The organism is Amycolatopsis sp. NPDC051045 (genome assembly GCF_040682955.1).
GTDB lineage: Bacteria > Actinomycetota > Actinomycetes > Mycobacteriales > Pseudonocardiaceae > Amycolatopsis.
The window spans coordinates 102918-121456 of the sequence record NZ_JBFBCC010000019.1 but is presented as its reverse complement, the minus strand read 5'-3'; the positions used below and the strand labels follow the sequence as shown (position 1 = coordinate 121456).

14 protein-coding genes and 1 riboswitch are annotated in these 18539 nt (G+C 71.0%); of the genes, 10 read left to right on the top strand and 4 right to left on the bottom strand.

Features of this window, described 5'->3' with window-relative positions; translation table 11 throughout:
• Nucleotides 1-8 precede the first annotated feature (8 nt).
• The 6 genes from cobM to AB0M80_RS34495 all read left to right on the top strand — a co-directional run bounded on the left by cobM (nucleotide 9) and on the right by AB0M80_RS34495 (nucleotide 8249).
• Complete coding sequence (gene cobM, locus AB0M80_RS34520) at nucleotides 9-770, top strand: precorrin-4 C(11)-methyltransferase (RefSeq protein WP_364573337.1); 762 nt, start codon at nucleotides 9-11, stop codon at nucleotides 768-770.
• Nucleotides 767-1783 carry a Gfo/Idh/MocA family oxidoreductase gene (locus AB0M80_RS34515; RefSeq protein ID WP_364573335.1) on the top strand — a complete coding sequence of 339 codons (1017 nt, stop codon included), beginning with the start codon at nucleotides 767-769 and terminating at the stop codon, nucleotides 1781-1783. Before cobM ends, AB0M80_RS34515 begins: the two co-directional genes overlap by 4 nt.
• Nucleotides 1780-2499 (top strand): cobalt-precorrin-6A reductase, encoded by a 720-nt coding sequence (locus tag AB0M80_RS34510; protein WP_364573334.1) that lies wholly within the window; start codon nucleotides 1780-1782, stop codon nucleotides 2497-2499. The genes AB0M80_RS34515 and AB0M80_RS34510 overlap by 4 nt, the downstream gene beginning before the upstream one ends.
• Nucleotides 2496-3155, top strand: a complete 660-nt coding sequence (gene bluB, locus AB0M80_RS34505) for a 5,6-dimethylbenzimidazole synthase (RefSeq protein WP_364573332.1) — start codon at nucleotides 2496-2498, stop codon at nucleotides 3153-3155. Before AB0M80_RS34510 ends, bluB begins: the two co-directional genes overlap by 4 nt.
• A gap of 18 nt (nucleotides 3156-3173) precedes the next feature.
• Nucleotides 3174-6269, top strand: coding sequence for an arabinosyltransferase domain-containing protein (locus tag AB0M80_RS34500; protein ID WP_364573330.1), 3096 nt, complete (start codon nucleotides 3174-3176; stop codon nucleotides 6267-6269).
• Nucleotides 6270-6554: 285 nt separating this feature from the next.
• On the top strand, nucleotides 6555-8249 hold the full coding sequence (locus AB0M80_RS34495) for a hypothetical protein (protein ID WP_364573328.1): 1695 nt from the start codon (nucleotides 6555-6557) through the stop codon (nucleotides 8247-8249).
• Between the two features lie 417 nt (nucleotides 8250-8666).
• Here the strand turns inward: AB0M80_RS34495 and AB0M80_RS34490 are convergent, their stop codons facing one another.
• The 3 genes from AB0M80_RS34490 to AB0M80_RS34480 are packed head-to-tail and all read right to left on the bottom strand — an operon-like array spanning nucleotide 8667 to nucleotide 11847.
• Nucleotides 8667-10157: a precorrin-2 C(20)-methyltransferase gene (locus tag AB0M80_RS34490; RefSeq protein ID WP_364573326.1), complete on the bottom strand. Its 1491-nt coding sequence runs from the start codon at nucleotides 10155-10157 to the stop codon at nucleotides 8667-8669.
• Nucleotides 10154-10777 (bottom strand): precorrin-8X methylmutase, encoded by a 624-nt coding sequence (locus AB0M80_RS34485; RefSeq protein WP_364573324.1) that lies wholly within the window; start codon nucleotides 10775-10777, stop codon nucleotides 10154-10156. The genes AB0M80_RS34490 and AB0M80_RS34485 overlap by 4 nt, the downstream gene beginning before the upstream one ends.
• A complete protein-coding gene (locus tag AB0M80_RS34480) occupies nucleotides 10774-11847 on the bottom strand; it encodes a precorrin-3B synthase (protein ID WP_364573322.1) in 1074 nt (357 codons plus the stop codon). Before AB0M80_RS34480 ends, AB0M80_RS34485 begins: the two co-directional genes overlap by 4 nt.
• 131 nt (nucleotides 11848-11978) lie before the next feature.
• Between AB0M80_RS34480 and AB0M80_RS34475 the strand changes: the two genes are divergently transcribed.
• The 3 genes from AB0M80_RS34475 to AB0M80_RS34465 are packed head-to-tail and all read left to right on the top strand — an operon-like array spanning nucleotide 11979 to nucleotide 13989.
• Nucleotides 11979-12905: an ABC transporter ATP-binding protein gene (locus AB0M80_RS34475; RefSeq protein ID WP_364573320.1), complete on the top strand. Its 927-nt coding sequence runs from the start codon at nucleotides 11979-11981 to the stop codon at nucleotides 12903-12905.
• The gene (locus AB0M80_RS34470) at nucleotides 12902-13753 is read left to right on the top strand and encodes an ABC transporter permease (RefSeq protein WP_364573318.1); all 852 of its coding nucleotides are present in this window, start codon (nucleotides 12902-12904) and stop codon (nucleotides 13751-13753) included. Before AB0M80_RS34475 ends, AB0M80_RS34470 begins: the two co-directional genes overlap by 4 nt.
• 2 nt (nucleotides 13754-13755) lie before the next feature.
• On the top strand, nucleotides 13756-13989 hold the full coding sequence (locus AB0M80_RS34465; RefSeq protein ID WP_364573316.1) for a helix-turn-helix transcriptional regulator: 234 nt from the start codon (nucleotides 13756-13758) through the stop codon (nucleotides 13987-13989).
• Here the strand turns inward: AB0M80_RS34465 and AB0M80_RS34460 are convergent.
• The gene (locus AB0M80_RS34460) at nucleotides 13986-14714 is read right to left on the bottom strand and encodes a hypothetical protein (RefSeq protein ID WP_364573314.1); all 729 of its coding nucleotides are present in this window, start codon (nucleotides 14712-14714) and stop codon (nucleotides 13986-13988) included. The genes AB0M80_RS34465 and AB0M80_RS34460 overlap by 4 nt on opposite strands.
• Nucleotides 14715-14805: 91 nt before the next feature.
• A riboswitch (cobalamin riboswitch) is annotated at nucleotides 14806-14879 on the top strand.
• A 49-nt stretch (nucleotides 14880-14928) separates the two neighbouring features.
• Here AB0M80_RS34460 and cobN point away from each other — a divergent pair.
• Nucleotides 14929-18492 (top strand): cobaltochelatase subunit CobN, encoded by a 3564-nt coding sequence (cobN, locus tag AB0M80_RS34455; RefSeq protein ID WP_364573312.1) that lies wholly within the window; start codon nucleotides 14929-14931, stop codon nucleotides 18490-18492.
• The last annotated feature ends 47 nt before the right edge of the window (nucleotides 18493-18539 follow it).

Below are 18539 nucleotides of genomic sequence, written 5' to 3'. Positions count from 1 at the left end.
AGCAGCCGGTGACCGTGCACTTCATCGGCGCCGGGCCCGGTGCCGCGGACCTCATCACCGTGCGGGGCCGGGACCTGCTGGCCCGCTGCGGCGTCTGCCTCTACCCCGGCAGCATGACCCCGCCCGACCTCCTCGCGTACTGCCCGCCCGGCGCCGAGCTGGTCGACACGGCGAACCTCAGCCTCGAGCAGATCGTCGCGAAGCTGGCCGAGGCCCACCACGCCGGGCACGATGTCGCGCGGCTGTGCTCCGGGGATCCGTCGCTGTACAGCGCCGTCGCCGAGCAGATGCGGCGGCTCGACACGGCCGGAGTGCCCTACGAGGTCGTGCCCGGGGTGCCTGCCTTCGCCGCTTCGGCCGCGGTCCTGCAGCGGGAACTCACCGTGCCCGAAATCGGGCAGAGCCTGGTGATCACCCGGGTCCAGGCGCGCTCCACCAAGATGCCCCCCGGCGAGACCCTCGCCGCCTTCGCCGCGACCAACGCCACCCTCGCGCTGCACCTGGCGATCAACCACGTCGAGCGGGTGGCGGAGGGCTTGAAACCGCACTACGGCGCCGACTGCCCGGTCGCCGTCGTCGCGCTCGCGAGCCAGCCCGGCGAAACCGTCGTGCGCGGGGTGCTCGGCGAGCTGCCGGCGCTGGTCCGCGAGGCCGGGATGACGCGCGCCGCCACCATCTTCGTCGGGCGGGTGCTCGCCGCCGAGGGCTTCCCGGACAGCTTCCTCTATTCCAGTGCCCGTGACCGGGCGAACCAACCGGAGTCGTTGTGACGGAACTGCGCTGGGGCCTGCTGGCCGCCGGGACCATCGCCGCCCACTTCGCCGAGGGCGTCGGCGAGAGCGAGCACGGCGTGCTCGCCGCCGTCGCGGCGCGGGATGCCGGGCGGGCACAGGAGTTCGCCGCGCGCTTCGGCATCCCGAAGGCCTACGGCAGCTACGAAGAGCTCCTCGCCGATCCGGACGTCGACGCCGTGTACGTCTCGACACCGCACGCGATGCACAAGCAATGGGCCATCGCCGCCGCCGAAGCGGGCAAGCACGTGCTCTGCGAGAAGCCGTTGACGATCACCGCGGCCGACGCCGAGGAGGTGATCGCCGCGGCCCGTGCGCACGACGTCTTCCTGATGGAGGCGTTCATGTACCGGCTGCACCCGCAGACGCGGCGGCTGGCCGAGCTGATCTCGGCCGGCGCCATCGGCGAGGTCCGCGCGGTGGACACGACCTTCTCGTTCGACAGCAACCCCGAGGAGACCGCCCGGCTGAGCGACCCGGCCCTGGGCGGCGGCGGGATCCTCGACGTCGGCTGCTACTGCACGTCGCTGGCCCGGCTGGTCGCGCAGGCGGCGACCGGGCAGGACGTCGTCGAGCCGACCGAGGTCAGCGGAATGGCGCACCTGTCCGCCACCGGCGTGGACGAGTGGGCGACCGGCCTGCTGCGCCTGCCCGGGGACATCCTCGCGACGATTTCGTGCGGGATCCGGCTCGCCCGCGAGGACGGCATCCGCGTCTTCGGCTCGCGCGGGCAGATCCACATCCCGCAGCCCGCGTGGATCCACCCGTTGCGCACGCCCGGCGTCTCGCAGATCATCCTGACCCCCGCCGGCGGCGAACCGGAGATCATCGAGGTCGAAGCGACCCAGGGCGTCTTCGCGCGCGAAGCGGACCACGTCGCCGCGCACGTCGAAGACCGCCAGGCGCCCGAGCTGACCTGGGCGGAGACTCTCGCCAACCTGCGTACGCTGGACCGCTGGCGCGAAGCCGTCGGCTACGGGCGTCCCTCGTGATCCTCATCCTCGGCGGAACCGGCGAAGCCCGGGAGCTCGCCGAAGCGCTCACCACCCGCGAAGTGGGCGTTGTCTCTTCGCTGGCGGGACGCGTCGCACGGCCAAGGCTCCCAGCAGGCGAAGTACGCGTAGGCGGCTTCGGCGGCCCGGAAGGTCTCGCGGCCTGGCTGCGCGAGAACCGGGTCACGGCCGTCGTCGATGCCACGCACCCCTTCGCCGAGCGCATCGGCGCGAACGCGGCAAAAGCGGCCGAGCTGACCAAAACGCCCCTCCTCCGGCTCGCGAGGCCGGGCTGGCGGCCGGGGCCGCACGACGTCTGGCACTGGGCGGACGACCTCGCCGACGCCGCCCGGAAGCTCCCCGGCCTCGGCCGGCGCGTGTTCCTCACCAGCGGCCGCCAGGGCCTGCCCGCCTTCGCGCACCTCGACGACCTGTGGTTCCTGATCCGCTGCGTCGACCCGCCCGAGCCGCCGCTGCCGCGTCACCACGAGCTCATCCTCGCCCGCGGGCCGTACGAGGTGGCCGCCGAGCGCGAGCTGCTCGGCCGGGTCGACGTCCTGGTCACCAAGGACTCCGGCGGCGCGCAGACCAGCGCGAAGCTGACGGCGGCGCGGGAACTCGGCCGCCCCGTCCTGGTCGTCCGGCGCCCGCCGCGCCCGGCGACCGAGACCGCCGAAACCGTCCCCGAAGCCGTCGAATGGGTCCTGCACCGATGATCGAAGAGTTCTACGAAGTCCTGCGCAAGCGCCGGGACGTCCGCGGCGAGTTCACCGGCGAGCCCGTCCCCGAAGCCACGCTGACGCGGATCCTCGAGGCCGCGCACGCCGCACCGAGCGTCGGGCTCACCCAGCCGTGGGACTTCGTGCTGGTCGACGACTACGCGACGCGCGAGAAGTTCGCCAAGCACGTCCACGAGGAGCGTGCGGTCTTCGCCGGGCAGCTCGGCGAAGACCGCGCGAGCACCTTCGCGAACATCAAGATCGAGGGCATCCTCGATGCGAGCCTCGGCATCGTCGTCACGTACGACCCGGCGCGCGGCGCGCCCGACGTGCTCGGCCGGCACGCCATCGCCGACGCCGGCCTGTACTCGGTGTGCCTCGCGATCCAGAACCTCTGGCTCGCCGCGACCGCCGAAGGCCTCGGCGTGGGCTGGGTCAGCTTCTACCGCGAGCCGTTCCTGAGCGAGCTGCTCGGCATCCCCGACGGTGTCCGGCCGGTCGCGTGGCTGTGCACCGGCCCGGTGAGCCGGCTGGAGACGGTGCCCGACCTGGAGCGCCACGGCTGGCGCCGCCGCCGTCCCCTGGCCGCGGCGGTACACCACGGACGGTTCACCCCGCGTGACCCGGGGGCTGCGTCAACCGCCGGCGTCTGACCCGTTAGCGTTGCGCCGATGCGTCTGATCGCCGTAGCGCTGGGGCTGCTCTCGGCCTTGTGCGCGCTGGCTTTCCCGTTCCTGCCGGTGGTGCAGGACACAGCGGAGGTCGTCTGGCCCACCGGCAGCGACACCCGCTCCGTCAACGCGCCCTTGACCGGGTACTGGGCCCAGGACCTGCGCGCCGAGGTGCCGTGCGCGGCCATCCGCTCGGTCGACGCCCGCACGAACGGTCCGGGCCTGCTGTTCGCCACCGTGCCGGACGGCCGCACCGACCCGAAGGCGGGCAAGGGCGTCGGCCTGCAGCTGCGCATCGACAACGGCGTGCTGCTCGCCTCCAGCCAGGGCCAGCAGATCGCCCAGCAGCCGCTGCCCGCCGAAAAGTGCGACGTCGAACTGGACGTCGACGCGACGCAGATGACGCTGGCCGTCGCCGGCACGCCGGTGTTCCACGCCGAGGGCGACGTCCGCCCCCGCGTCATCGGCATCTACTCCTCGATCAACTCGAGCAAGGACCCGATCGCCGGGCTGCACGTCTCGGTCGTGCCGGACACGCGCTACCAGACGTCGCCGACCGCGCTGAAGATCGTCGTGGGCGTGCTCGCCGTGCTGTCGCTGATCGGCTGCCTGATCGCGGTCTGGCGCCGCGACTCCGGCTTCGCCCGCCGTGCCCCGCGCTGGGCGCCGGTCGGCTGGTGGCGGCTGACGCTGCGGGACACCACGGTGATCGCCGCGCTCGGCGCGTGGGTCTTCATCGGACCGGTGACCTCGGACGACGGCTACATCCTCACGATGGCGCGGGTCACCGAGTCGACCGGCTACCTGACGAACTACCACCGCTGGTTCGGCGTCGCCGAGGCGCCGTTCGGCTGGTTCTACCACGTCTTCGAGCTGATGACGCACGTGAGCACGGTGCCGCCGTGGATCCGGCTGCCGTCGTTCCTGCTCGGCGTGCTGAGCTGGCTGCTGATCAGCCGCGAGGTGATGCCGCGGCTGGGTACCCAGATCCGCACCAGCCGCCCGGCCAGCTGGGCCGCCGCGACGGTGTTCCTGATCTGGTGGATGCCCTACAACAACGGCGTCCGCCCGGAACCGGTGGCCGCGCTCGGCTCGCTGCTGGCGATCTGCGCGGTGGAGCGCGCGCTGGTGACGCGGCGGCTGCTGCCCCTGTGCCTCGGCCTGACCGCGGCCGGGTTCACCCTGGCCGCCACCCCGACCGGGCTGATCGCGGTGGCGCCGTTCCTGGTCGCCGCACGCCCGCTGTTCAAGCTGATCCGCCAGCGCGCGAACGAGAACGGCTGGGTGCCGGTGCTCGCGCCGATCGCCGCGGCCGGGCTGCTGGTGCTGGTCGTGGTGTTCGCCGACCAGACGTTCGCGACCGTCCAGGAAGCGACGCGGATCCGCACCCAGGTGGGCCCGAACCTGTCGTGGTTCCAGGAACTCGCGCGCTACCAGCTGCTGTTCGAGAGCCTGCCGGACGGCTCGGCGCCGCGCCGGTTCCCGGTGCTGCTGGTGCTGCTGTGCACCGGCACCTGCCTGGTGATGCTGCTGCGCCGCGGCCGCATCCCCGGCGCGTCGCTCGGCCCGGCGCGCCGCCTGATCGGCACGACGGCGGTGTTCTTCCTGCTGCTGGCCCTGACGCCGACGAAGTGGACGCACCACTTCGGCGCGTTCGCCGCGGTCGGGGCGTCGATGGCGGCGCTGACCGCGCTGGCGACCAGCTCGACGGTGCTGCGGTCCAAACGCAACCGCGCCGCGTTCCTCGCCGGGCTGCTGGTCGTCGCGGCTCTGGCCGCGACCGGGCCGAACACCTACTGGTTCGTCTCGCGCCTCGGCGTCCAGTGGACGAACGTGGCGCCGTCGATCGGTGGCATCGGCCTGTCCACGATCCTGCTGATCGCGGCCGGGATCGCCGGGGTGTACGCGTTCGTCGAGAACGTCCGCGCGCACCGGCCGGGCCTGCCCACGCAACCGCAGGAGGGCCGGCTGCGCGCGCTGCGGCTCGGGTCGCTGTCACTGGTGGTGGTCTGCGGCCTGGTGGCGGCGGGCGAGTTCGTCACGATGGCGTGGGCGATCCACAACCAGGCCGGCAGCTACAGCCTGGGCGCGGCGAACATCGGGCACCTGTTCGGCAAGAGCTGCAACCTCTCCGACCACGTGATGGTCGAGCGCGACGCGGCGACGAGCATCCTGCACGAGCAGTCCGAGCAGCGGACGGTCGCGGAGAAGCCCCAGGAGCCGGAGAACTCGCCGCTGCCCAACCCCGACCGGGACAACGGCCGCGTCCAGACCGGCTTCCACACCCGCCCGGTCGACGACAAGGACCCGCTGGCCGAGCCGCCGCACGGGTTCACCCCGGACCGGGTGCCGATGTGGTCGAGCTACCTCGACCCGGAGACGCGCGCGGGCCGGCTGCGAAGCGACTGGTACGCGCTGACGGAGAAGCCGGCGGACGGCCAGATCGTGGTGGCGACGGCGGGCGCGGCCCGGCGGCCGACCTCGGTCAGCCTCGACTACGGCGTCAACACCCCGGACGGCGTGAAGGTGCTGCGCAGCCAGTTCATGCTCCCGCCGGGCGCGGGCACCAACGGCTGGAACGACACCCGCATCAACCTGCGCGACCTCCCCCCGGAGACGAACGCGGTCCGCATCAACATCGTCGACAACGACCTCACGGAGGACGGCTGGATCGCGGCATCGGCCCCGCGCGTCCCGACGTTCACGACGCTGACGGACCGCATCGGCTCGAAGCCGGTGTACCTGGACTGGCCGGCGTCGTTCGTGTACCCGTGCGTCCAGCCGGTGACGTCCCACGACGGCATTTCCCAGGTCCCGGACTACCGCATCACGGCGGGCGGCTTGGCGGACGAGGCCCAGTGGGCGTCCTCGACCAACGGCGGCCCGATCGGCTGGCTGGAGGAGCTGGCCGAGGAGCCGGAGGTGCCGAGCTACCTGATCGGCCAGCCGAGCCAGTCGTGGGGCCAGCTGCTGCAGATCGAGCCGTTCACCGAGGGCATCGCGCCCACGGTGGTGCACGGGGAGAAGACCGTGCCGGGCTGGTGGTCACCAGGCCCGGGTCCGCGGCAGCCGAACGGCAAGGACCCGACGCGCTGACAAAAGCCGTGAATGCCACCTTGAGCCAAGGTGGCATTCACGGCTTTTCAGTAGCGTGGACAACATCGAAAACATGTCACCAACATGACCTATAGTGGATTGGTTATTCTGCACCCAGTTTCTTTCCTGTAAAGCATCAGCACCAATTCACCTTCACCTTACGGACAGGCTACTTTCCACCGTGGCAGCCGTAACACCATCGCTCACCCCGTCGACCTTCAGGCCACGACCCGCGACCGATGCAGCGACGACATGGTCAAGCAGCCGACGAATTGAGGAGCAGCGATGGGCGAGAGCAATGGTGACCTACCGTGGCGGCATCGCCCCTTCGTGCGCCGTTCACTCGTCGCCGTGATGTTCACTGCCCTTGGTTGGCTCGTCGCAAGCTCAGCCGGAGTCCTCCACGAGAATTCCCCCCTGCAGCTCACCCTGATAGCGATCTCGGCTGTCAGCCTTGCCCCAGCGTTCTTCGCGCACCTCTTCGTCGCGCATCGTGCACCGACTCGGCGCATGTTGAGCGGCATGGCCAAGGACAGCAGGCTGCAACTCAGTTCGATAAGACGAGAGCATCAAGAATTCAGTCAACGTTTCACGGCCATCCAACTGTCGACCTTCATCAGGTTCGCTTTGGCGCCCCGGAAGATCCGCGGACGGATCAACGAGGAGATTGACGTCCACCGCCGCGTATTACGACAGCGGGTAACCACCATCCTCGAGCTCCCAGCAGATACACAAAAGGACGACCTTCTCATACCCGTGTTGACACCGCTGAAGGGAGAACTACAAGACGATCTGGTCATCCACCTCGACGGAGAACCGATAACCACCCTGCCGCACCACGACTACTTGGTCCTAATCACCATCATCTTGGATACGCTACTGACCCCGACTCCCGGTTCGTTGAGCAGCACACAGGCGACGCACCTTCAGCGAGACATCAAGAAAGCTGTCGACTTAGTCACTTGCCGGAGGCGTCTCAGCAAGCAGGAACTCAAGAAGGCCACCAGGTGTGCCGAGCGTATCAAAAGACTCGCGGCCGTCGGCGGCTCGTCGCTCGTCGCCGGCGCAACTCTGCTGCAGCGACTGGCGAACAACTACGTGGTCGTGGGCATCATCCCCAAAGCCGACGAAAGTAGAGCAAGACGCACGATCAGCTACGAGCGATACCTGGTACCAAGACTCAAACTCGACTCGATCAAAGATTTTCTCGGGCTCATGATGGGCGCTCGACCCAAACACATCGGCTTGAGCGTGGAGAACGCCGGGCTCACCCAGAGCTACCACCTACTGGTTCGCGGCCCTGAGGGCTCCTATGTCGGATGGCAGAACCTCACGACTCCTTCGGGCTTGCTTAGCCTGTCCCGAAACAGCGGCAAACTCAGCGAGCCGTATTTCAGACTGCGGCGCAGACTAGGCCAGCGATACCTCCACCTCTACATGCGTGCCATACCCGCGAAGCTGGCACAACAACTAAGACTCAATATCAAATTCTACGAAGTTCCACCCGGCTCGCTCGCCGGCGCCGCGCTCGCTGCGGCCGCGAACTTCGCCTTAGTTCTCATCATCGCCCTGATTCTGCCTGCCGCTCAGTCCGGAGCAGTAGCCGGAGAGAACCCGCTCGGCAGCGACTTCCCTGCGCTCGTGCTGGCCTTCCCAGCAGTCGCCGGAGCCTTCGTCGGGTACGACAGCAAGAGCCCTGCCCTGGTCGGCGGCACTCTCTCGTCGAAGGCGTCCTCGCTGGCGACCATCGTTCTGTCAGTTGCCGCGAGCGGGATCTTCATGGCCCAACAGGCGGGCAGCTGGCGAGTCCCCACGGCCCACGGCGTCTTCGGCGTGAGCGACGCATGGTGGCAAATCATCGTCATCGGCGCCTTGATCAATACCATCTACGCCGCCCACAGCTGGCTGACTAGAACGCTCTCCTACTACTGGCTCGCCCACCGTCCAGACGACCAATCCCCCGGCCCCACCGAGCAATGAGAAGGTTGACATGACCGGAGCCTTGACCGAAGCTCAGCCAGTGGCGTTTTCAACAGCAGGCAGCGACGCGTCCGGCCCCTTGAGTCGGGCGAGGAACAGGTTTGTCTCGTTGGCGACCGAACTCGCTAATGAGACTGGCCGGGAACCATCTGGTTGGTACGTCGACACAGGCGAGGGGGAAGCGGCTTCGGCAGGCTCCGACGACCTCGAAAAGATCGACCTAGACCTCATCCTTGGTGAGAAATTCGCTGTCGCCTTCGATGCTGTTGTCGAAGTTAACAGCCGGACGAACCTATCCCCAGGGGAACGGTTCGCGGCCGTGCAGAAGTCGTACTCACAGCGACTGGATGAGGGCACCGTCAGCCGAGGGACGCCTCAATCGGGGCGCCCCTCGGTCGCAGCGACTGAACCTGCGCCTCAGTAGCTGCGGGGGGTCCAGACGATGCCGTTGTCCGCGCGGGTCTTCGACGAGCCCACGATGAGCAGGCAGCGCATGTCCACTGTGGACGGGTCCAGCTCGCCCAAGGTGGTGATGCGGATGTCCTCCTCCGGCCCGCCCACGTCGCGCGCGACCACCACCGGGGTCTCCGGGGCGCGGTGGCGAAGCAACACCTCACGCGCCGAAGCCAGCTGCGTCGTCCGCGATCGCGACGCCGGGTTGTACAGCGCCAGCACCAGGTCCGCCGCCCCCGCCGCGTCGAGGCGCTTCTCGATGATCTCCCACGGCTTCAGCCGATCGGACAGCGACAGCACGCAGTAGTCGTGCCCCAGCGGCGCCCCCACCCGGGACGCCGCCGCCTGGGCCGCCGTCACGCCCGGGACGATCCGGACCCGGACGCCCGCGCCGTGCCCCGAGGACACCTGCTCCAGCACCGCCGACGCCATCGCGAACACCCCCGGGTCGCCCGAGGAAACCACCGCCACGCGGGCACCGCCCGAAGCCAGGGACAACGCCTCGCGAGCCCGGTCCGCCTCGACCCGGTTGCCGGACGCGTGCCGCTGCTGGCCCGCCTTCTGCGGCACCCGCGCCACGTACGGCCCGTACCCGACGATGTGCTCCGCAGCCGAAAGCTCGGCCGATGCCTCGGGCGTGAGCCACTCCGGGCCCGCCGGCCCGAGCCCCACGACGACGACCTCGCCCCCCGAAGGTGAGACAGCCGGAGCAGCGGGTGCAGGCGAAGTCCGCGACGCATAGGCCGGCGAAGGCAGCAACGCCAACGAGAAGTACGGCACCGAAGCGGGATCCACCGAAGCCAATGGCTCGATCCGCTGCTGCCCCCACGTCGCGCGCTCGACGTAGACGGCGTCGTCCAGCTTCCCGGCCTCCGCGAACGCCTCCCGCACCGACGAGAACGTCCGGCCCAGCTTCAGCACCGCCGCCGCGTCCGTGTCCGCGAGGCGGCGGGCCAGCTCCGGGGCCGGCAGCGTGCCCGGGAGCACGGTCAGCACCTCGTCGCGCTGGACCAACGGCCGGCCGAAGACCGACGACGCCGCGCTCACCGACGTCACCCCCGGGACGACGACCGCCTCGAACCGGCCGGAAAGCCGCTCGTGCATGTACATGTACGAGCCGTAGAAGAAGGGGTCGCCCTCGCAGAGCAGGACGACGTCGCGGCCCGCGTCGAGGTGCTCGGCCAGCCGCTTCGCGCTCAGCTCGTAGAAGTCGGCGATCGCGCCTTCGTAGCCGCCGGGGTGGTCGGTCGTCTCCGTGGTGACCGGGTAGACGAGCTTCTCCTCGATCTGTCCCTCGCGCAGGTACGGCTCGGCGACCGACCGCGCGATGCTCCGGCCGTGCCGCGCGCAGTGGTACGCGATCACCGACGCTTCGGAAATCAGCCGGGCCGCCTTGACCGTCATCAGTTCCGGGTCGCCGGGGCCGAGCCCGACGCCGTACAGCGTGCCGGTCATTCTTCGGCGCTCGCGAGTGCGTTGATCGCCGCGACGGCCATCGCGCTGCCGCCACGACGGCCGTGCACCACCAGGTACGGTGCCGGGGCCCGCCTCGTCAGCTCCACTTTGGACTCGACCGCGCCGACGAACCCGACCGGGACGCCGATGATCGCCGCGGGCGCGCCGACGCCTTCGTCGAGGATCTCCAGCAGGCGGAACAACGCCGTCGGCGCGTTGCCGATCGCCACCACCGAACCCGGCAGCTTGTCGCGCCACAGTTCCAGCGCCGCCGCCGACCGGGTGGTGCCCATGCGCTCGGCCAGCGAAGGAACGCTGGGGTCCGACAGCGTGCAGAGCACTTCGTTGCCCGCGGGCAGGCGGCGCCGGGTCACGCCGCTGGCGATCATCTGCGCGTCGCACAGGATCGGCGCGCCGGCCTCCAGCGCGGCGCGGCCGGACTCGACGACGTCGAGCGTGTAGCGCAGGTCGTCGACCAGATCGACCATGCCGCAGGCGTGGATCATCCGGACCGCCAGCCCGGCCACGTCGTCGGGCAGGATCGCCAGGTCCGCCTCCTCGCGGATCGTGGCGAACGAGTGCCGGTAGATCTCGGCACCGTCCCGCAGGTAGTCGATCACAGATTCCCTTTCAGCTCGTCGAGCGGCACCCACCGGCCGTCGATGCGGTAGCCCCCCGCTTCGGCGACAACGTCCACATGGGACTGCGACGGCTTCCCGCACCGCCGTTCGCAGCCCGAGAAGTGCGCGCGCAGGCCGGGCCGGAACACCGCGTCGGCCCGGACGTCGGCGCGCGACTTCGCGCAGCCCGGACGGCCGATGCACGCGCTGGTGCCGAGCGGCACGTCACCGAAACCCAGCCGCTCGAAGACGTCGGCGGGCACGTCCGGCAGGACCACGGACTTCCACGGCGTGACCAGCGCCGTCCCGAACTCCGCCAGGGCCCGGGCCTGCGTCGCGGACAGCTGCCCGAAGCGCGGGACGACACCGGCCGCGAAGCCGCCGTCCCGTTCGATCAGCCCCGCCGGGACGGAGAACGCGCCCCGCGGCACCGGCGTCCCGCGCCAAGCCGGGTCGTCGAGCTCGGCGACGCGCCAAGCCGGCCCGCGCACCCGGCCGAACTCCAGCGCGACCTCGACCAGCGCCTCGACGGCGTCGGCGCGAGCCACCCGCCGTCCCGTGTCACCGCCCGCGAGCAGCAGCGTGCCCTCGGAGGGACCGGTCGCCCGCCAGCAGACGTCGGGGCCCTCCCCGGCGACGTCGCCGCGACCGTCGTCGAAGGCGAAGAGGAACCGTCCGGGCAGCGACGCGAGCTCCGGCGTCGAACGCAGCAGCAGATCGAGCGCGGCCGCCAAGCCGCGGACGTCGGCGAGCCCGCCGCGCAGCCCGCTCAGCGGCGACGCGAGGACGTTGCGGACCCGCTCGTGCGACGGCGACGGCAGCAGGCCGGCGTCGGTCAGCCGGGCCGCGAGGCCGGGCTCGGTGACGCCGCGCAGCTGGACGTTTCCGCGCGAGGTGAGGTGGAGGTCGCCGTCGCCGCACGCCTCGGCGCAGTCGGCGAGCGCGCGCAGCTGCACTGCGGAAACCGTGCCGCCGGGCAGCCGCACCCGGGCCAACGGCCCGTCGGCGGCGTCGTGGGGTGCGAAAACACCGGGGCACGCGTCGGCTCGCACACGTGCTGGGGTCGGCATGAGGTCACTGTAGCTGGCGGTTTCGGGCCCCGGCGGGTCCGGACGCGGGGTCGAGCCGGTCGCAGCAGAAATCTTGTCGAATGTAGTAGGTGTGCTACATTCGATCGCATCAGTCAGATGGGGGTGACAGGATGAGAGATCCAGCCGATCCCGTCGTCCGCGTGCGCGGGCTGCGGATGCGGTACGGCGCGAACGACGTGCTCCACGGCGTCGGCTTCGAGGCGTACCGGGGCGAGGTCGTCTGCCTGCTCGGGCCGAACGGCGCGGGCAAGACGACGACGATCGAGATCCTCGAAGGCTTCCGCATGCGGTCGGCCGGCGAGGCGAGCGTGCTGGGCGTCGACCCGGCGCACGGCGGCGAGGACTGGCGGGCGCGGCTGGGCGTCGTGCTCCAGTCCTGGCGCGACCACGGGAATTGGCGCGTGCGCGAGCTGCTCGCGCACCTCGGCCGGTACTACGCGCCGTACTCGACGACCTCGCACCCGCGGCCGTGGGACGCCGACGAGCTGATCGCGGCGGTCGGGCTCACCGAGCACGCGCAGAAGAAGCTCAAGCAGCTCTCCGGCGGCCAGCGGCGGCGGCTCGACGTGGCCATCGGCATCGTCGGCCGTCCCGAGCTGCTGTTCCTCGACGAGCCGACCGCGGGCTTCGACCCGGAGGCACGGCGGGAGTTCCACGACCTGGTGCACCGGCTGGCCGACGAGCTCGACACCACGATCCTGCTGACCACGCACGACCTCGACGAAGCCGAGAAGCTGGCCGACCGGATCCTCATCCTCAACGGCGGCCGGATCATCGCCGACGGCTCGGCCGACGCGCTGAGCCGGCAGATCTCCGGCGAGGCCGAGGTCCGCTGGACGCTCGACGGCCGGCGTTTCGTCCACTCGACGACCGAAGCGACGAAGTACGTGTACGACCTGTTCAAGCAGCACGGCGAGGCCGTCGCGGACCTGGAGGTCCGGCGGGCGTCGCTGGAGGACACCTACATGACGCTGGTCCACCGCGCCGAGGCCGGCGGCGAGACGGAGCTCGGGCTCCAGGAAGCGGGTGCGCGATGAACGCCAGGACCGCCGCGCTGCGCTCCGGGCTGGCCCGCGGCTGGATCGAGTTCAAGCAGACGTGGACCAACGTCGACGACGTGATCGGCCAGCTCGTCTTCGTGGCGCTCTTCCTCGGCACGCTGTTCTTCATGCGGAACGCGACGCTGCCCGGCACGTCGTTCTCCCTCGGCGCGGCCACCGTGCCCGGCGTGCTGGGCGCCGGCGTCGTGTTCAACGGCCTGACCAGCGCGGCGGGTTATCTGGCCGTCGACCGCGAGGACGGCACGCTGCTGCGGGCGAAGGCGACCCCGAACGGGATGCTCGGCTACCTGGCCGGGAAGACGACGGCGCTGTCGTTCGCCCAGCTCACGTCCATGGCCGCGGTCCTGATCCCGTGCCTGTTCGCGTTCTCCGCGCTGGCGCCCGACGGCGTCTGGTCGTACCTGCACCTGCTCGGGGTGCTGCTGATCGGCATGGCCGCGACGATGCCGATCGGCGCGGCGCTGGGGTCGCTGACCAACAGCCCGCGCTCGATCGGGCTGATCACCCTGCCGGTGATGGGGCTGGCCGCGATCTCGGGGATCTTCTACCCGATCACCGCGCTGCCGGGCTGGGTGCAGGGCATCGCGCAGGTGTTCCCGATGTACTGGCTGGGCCTCGGGATGCGCTCGGCGCTGCTGCCGGACAGCGCGGTCGTCGTCGAAATCGGCCAGTCGGGGCGGCCGTTGCCGACCCTGGCGGTGCTCCTCGCGTGGTCCGTGATCGGATTGGCGCTGGCCCCGGTCCTGCTCCGCCGCATGGCGCGGCGCGAGGCGGGTTCGTCGGTGGCCGAACGGCGGCAGAAGGCCATGCAGCGTGTGGGGTAGTCATGAATGAGGTCGTCTACAACCGGATCGCGATGCTGCGCGCGGAGCGGTCGATCTCGCGGCGGCAGCTGGCGGAGGCCCTCGGGGTGCACTACCAGACGATCGGCTACCTGGAGCGCGGCGAGTACAGCCCTTCGCTGTACCTGGCGCTGCGGATCGCGGAGTTCTTCGAGGTCTCGGTGGAGGTCCTGTTCTCGACGAAGCCGTTCCCCCGCCTGGGAGAGCGGTCCGCCTAGGGCTTGCGCAGGTCAGCGTCGACCAGCGCGCGGACGACGTCGTCGCGGCGGGTCTCGCGAGTCGTCCGGTTGAGCTCGACGTGCAGGAACGGCGTGCCGCCGGCGGCCTGGCTCTGGACGTTCGTCGTCCCGGCCAGGCCCCGGCAGGGCTCGGCCCAGGCCCGGCGGACGCGGAACTCCGATGCCAGGAGCCGGTCCGCCGCCCGGCGGGCCGCGTCACCGGCCTCCGCCGCCCCGGCCGAGAGCACGACGTCCGCCGCGGGCATGGTGCGGTCGTTGAAGCCGTGCAGCTGGACCTGCGGCAAGCCGCGGCGGGCCAGCAGCGTGGTGACGACGTGGAAGACGGTCCGCGTGTCGTGCGCCGGGTCCTCCCGGCGGCGGTGCGCGCCCGCGACGGCCAGCACCGCGCCGGGCACCCGGCGGAAGAGCGCCAGGCCGATCAGCTCGGTCCGCAGGTCGGACGAGGGGTGCGGCACCTCGACGACCAGGGACGGCGGCGCGGATCGGTCGATCGCGTAGAGCCCCCAGGCGCGTTCGGTGCCGGGTTCCTGGACGGCGAGGGAGTCGCCGTGCACGGAAAACCCCAGCTCACCGAGGTGGTGCGGGGCCCGGTCGAGGAGGGCAGCGAACCCGGTTTCGGCGGTCGCCAGCTCGGCGGCGGTCGGGCCGCGGTAGGGCTGCCGCGCGGACTGCGCGGCGGTGAAGCTCCGGAGCAGGGATTCCAAGCCACCAGGTTACCGAGCACGGGCCAACGTCACCTTGACGCACCTGCACCGGCACCGGAGAGTGAGGGCGAAACCCACGCGTCGGCAGGTGGAGGAACCCGGTGGAAGTCCGGGGCGGTCCCGCCACTGTCACCGGAGAGAGGGATCTCCGGGAGCCAGGAACTCCGGCCGGCGCGCCCGTCTACCCGGGGCGCGGACCCCGAGGAGGAACCTCGTGATCCTGCTGCTGTCCACTTCGGACACCGACCTGCTCAGCGCCCGTTCGTCCGGCGGCGGGTACCGGCTCGGCAACCCCGCCCGGCTCGACGTCGCCGAACTGCCGGCGCTGCTCGACGGCGTCAAGATCGTCGTCGCGCGGATTCTCGGCACCCCGCGGAGCTGGGCCGACGGGCTGGACGCGCTGCGGGCGTCGGGCGCGCACGTCGTCGTCCTGGGCGGGGAGCAGACGCCGGACGCCGAGCTGATGAAGCTCTCGACCGTCCCCGCCGGCATCGCCGCCGAGGCCCACGCCTACCTCGCGCAGGGCGGCCCGGCGAACCTCACCCAGCTGCACCGGTTCCTCTCCGACACGCTGCTGCTCACCGGCGACGGCTTCGAGCCGCCCGCGGAGCAGCCCACCTGGGGCATCCTCGAACGGCCTTCGCGAGCCGACGGGCCCGCCATCGGGATCCTCTACTACCGCGCCCACCACCTGTCCGGGAACACGGCGTTCGTGCACGCGCTCGCCGACGAGATCGAAGCCGCGGGCGGGCGCGCGCTGCCGGTCTACTGCGCTTCCCTGCGTACACGCGACCCGGAGATGATGGCCGAGCTCGGCAAGGTCGACGCGTTGCTGGTCACCGTGCTCGCGGCGGGCGGCACCCGGCCGTCGGAGGCGGGCGCCGGCGGTGACGACGAGGCCTGGGACGTCGCCGAGATGGCCGCGCTCGACGTCCCGATCCTGCAGGCGCTGTGCCTGACCAGCGACCGCGAGACGTGGGCGGCCAGCGACGACGGCCTCTCGCCGCTCGACGCCGGGAACCAGATGGCCGTGCCGGAGTTCGACGGGCGGCTGATCACGGTGCCGTTCTCGTTCAAGGAGCTCGACGAAGACGGCCTCCCCCGGTACGTGCCGGACGCCGAGCGCGCGTCCCGCGTCGCCAAGATCGCCCTCGCGCACGCCCGGCTGCGGTACACGCCCACGTCGGAGCGGCGCATCGCGCTGATGCTGTCCGCGTACCCGACGAAGCACTCTCGCGTCGGCAACGCGGTCGGGCTGGACACGCCCGCGTCGGCGATCGAGCTGCTGCGGCGGATGCGCGAGCTCGGCTACGACCTGGGGCCGGACGCGTTCCCGGGTGTCGAGCCGACCGGCACCGACCAGCCCGACGGCGATGCGCTGATCCACGCGCTGATCGCCGCGGGCGGCCAGGACCCGGAGTGGCTCACCGAGGAACAACTCTCCGGGAACCCGATCCGGGTGCCCGCGGCGCGCTACCAGGAGTGGTTCGACGCGCTTCCGGCGGAGCTGCGTGCGGGTGTCGAGGAGCACTGGGGCCCTGCGCCCGGCGAGCTGTACGTCGACAACGGCGACATCGTCCTGGCGTCGCTGCAGAGCGGCAACGTGATCATCATGATCCAGCCGCCCCGCGGGTTCGGCGAGAACCCCGTCGCGATCTACCACAACCCGGACCTGCCGCCGAGCCACCACTACCTGGCCGCGTACCGGTGGCTGGAGGAGGAGTTCGGCGCGCACGCCGTCGTCCACCTCGGCAAACACGGGTCGCTGGAGTGGCTGCCCGGCAAGACCGCCGGGCTCTCGGCGTCGTGCGCGCCGGACGCCGTGCTCGGGAACCTGCCGCTGGTGTACCCGTTCCTGATCAACGACCCGGGCGAGGGTGCGCAGGCGAAGCGGCGGGCGCACGCGACGATCGTCGACCACCTCATCCCGCCGATGGCGCGCGCCGAGTCCTACGGCGACATGGCGCGGCTGGAGCAGCTGCTCGACGAGCACGCGAACATCGCGGCGATGGACCCGGCGAAGCTGCCGGCGGTGCGCCAGCAGATCTGGACGCTGATCCAGGCCGCGAAGCTGGACCACGACCTCGGCATCGAGGAACGGCCGCACGACGCGGAGTTCGACGACTTCCTCCTGCACATCGACGGCTGGCTGTGCGAGGTCAAGGACGCGCAGATCCGCGACGGGCTCCACGTCCTGGGCGCGGCACCCGTCGGTGAGGCGCGGGTCAACCTGGTGCTGGCGATGCTGCGCGCGTCCCAGATGTGGGGCGGCAAGCAGGGTGCCGTGCCGGGCCTGCGGTCGGCGCTCGGGCTCAAGGAAGACGCGCCGATGTCCGAAGTGGACGCGGTCGAGAAGACGGCGCGCGAGCTCGTCCAGACGATGGAGATGCGCTCGTGGGACGCGACGGCGGTCGCGTCGGTGGCCCCGGATCCCCAGGTCGCGCGGGTGCTTTCGTTCGCGGCGGAAGAGATCGTGCCCCGGCTGGCGGGCACCACCGGCGAGCTCGACGCGATCCTGCACGCCCTGGACGGCGGGTACATCCCGGCCGGGCCGAGCGGATCGCCGCTGCGCGGGCTGATCAACGTGCTGCCGACCGGGCGGAACTTCTACACGGTCGACCCGAAGGCCATCCCCAGCCGGCTCGCCTGGGAGACCGGGCAGGCGCTGGCGGACTCGCTCCTGAAGCGCTACCGCGAAGACACCGGCGACTGGCCGCGCTCGGTCGGGCTCTCGGTGTGGGGCACGTCGGCGATGCGGACGTCGGGCGACGACGCGGCGGAAGTCCTGGCGCTGCTGGGCGTCCAGCCGGTGTGGGACGAAGCTTCGCGGCGCGTCACGGGGATCGAGGCGATCCCGCTCGCTGAGCTGGGCCGGCCCCGGATCGACGTCACGGTGCGGATCAGCGGGTTCTTCCGGGACGCGTTCCCGCACGTGATCGCCCTCATGGACGACGCGGTGCGGCTGGTGGCCTCGTTGGACGAACCGTTCGACCAGAACTTCGTCCGCGCGCACGTTTCCGCCGATCTGGCGGCGCACGGCGATGCCCGCCGCGCGACGACACGGATCTTCGGCTCGAAGCCGGGCGCGTACGGAGCCGGCCTGCTGCCGCTGATGGACAGCGGAAACTGGCGTGACGACAAGGACCTCGCGGAGGTGTACGCGGTGTGGGGCGGCTTCGCGTACGGCCGCGACCTGGACGGCCGCCCGGCGCGCGAGGACATGGAAAGCTCGTACAAGCGCATCGTGGTGGCGGCGAAGAACACCGACACGCGCGAGCACGACATCGCGGACTCGGACGACTACTTCCAGTACCACGGCGGGATGATCGCCACGGTCCGCGCGCTGACGGGTGCGGCTCCGGCGTCCTACGTGGGCGACAGCACGTCGCCGGACGCGGTCCGCACGCGCACGCTGGGCGAAGAGACGGCCCGGGTGTTCCGGGCGCGGGTGGTCAACCCGAGGTGGCTGGCGGCGATGCGCCGCCACGGCTACAAGGGCGCGTTCGAGCTGGCCGCCACGGTGGACTACCTGTTCGGCTTCGACGCGACGGCCGGGGTGGTCGGCGACTGGATGTACGAGAAGCTGACCGAGTCCTACGTGCTGGACGAGGTGAACCAGGAGTTCCTGCGGCAGGCCAACCCGTGGGCGCTGCGGGGGATCGTCGAACGGCTGAACGAGGCGGCGGACCGCGGGCTGTGGGCGGAGCCCGATCCGGCGTTGCTGGAGAAGATGCGCGAGGTGTACCTGTCGCTGGAGGGCGACCTCGAATCGGAGTGACTGCAAGCGGTTTGCAGGCCGCGGCGGCTACGCTTTGCCTTCCCCAC

Coding starts and splice junctions, on each gene's coding strand:
- AB0M80_RS34490 (WP_364573326.1), bottom strand. CDS start 10,157: ATGACCGGCACGCTGTACGGCGTCGGGCTCGGCCCCGGCGACCCGGAA.
- AB0M80_RS34480 (WP_364573322.1), bottom strand. CDS start 11,847: ATGCCGACCCCAGCACGTGTGCGAGCCGACGCGTGCCCCGGTGTTTTC.
- AB0M80_RS34465 (WP_364573316.1), top strand. CDS start 13,756: ATGAATGAGGTCGTCTACAACCGGATCGCGATGCTGCGCGCGGAGCGG.
- AB0M80_RS34495 (WP_364573328.1), top strand. CDS start 6,555: ATGGGCGAGAGCAATGGTGACCTACCGTGGCGGCATCGCCCCTTCGTG.
- bluB (WP_364573332.1), top strand. CDS start 2,496: ATGATCGAAGAGTTCTACGAAGTCCTGCGCAAGCGCCGGGACGTCCGC.
- AB0M80_RS34475 (WP_364573320.1), top strand. CDS start 11,979: ATGAGAGATCCAGCCGATCCCGTCGTCCGCGTGCGCGGGCTGCGGATG.
- AB0M80_RS34470 (WP_364573318.1), top strand. CDS start 12,902: ATGAACGCCAGGACCGCCGCGCTGCGCTCCGGGCTGGCCCGCGGCTGG.
- AB0M80_RS34500 (WP_364573330.1), top strand. CDS start 3,174: ATGCGTCTGATCGCCGTAGCGCTGGGGCTGCTCTCGGCCTTGTGCGCG.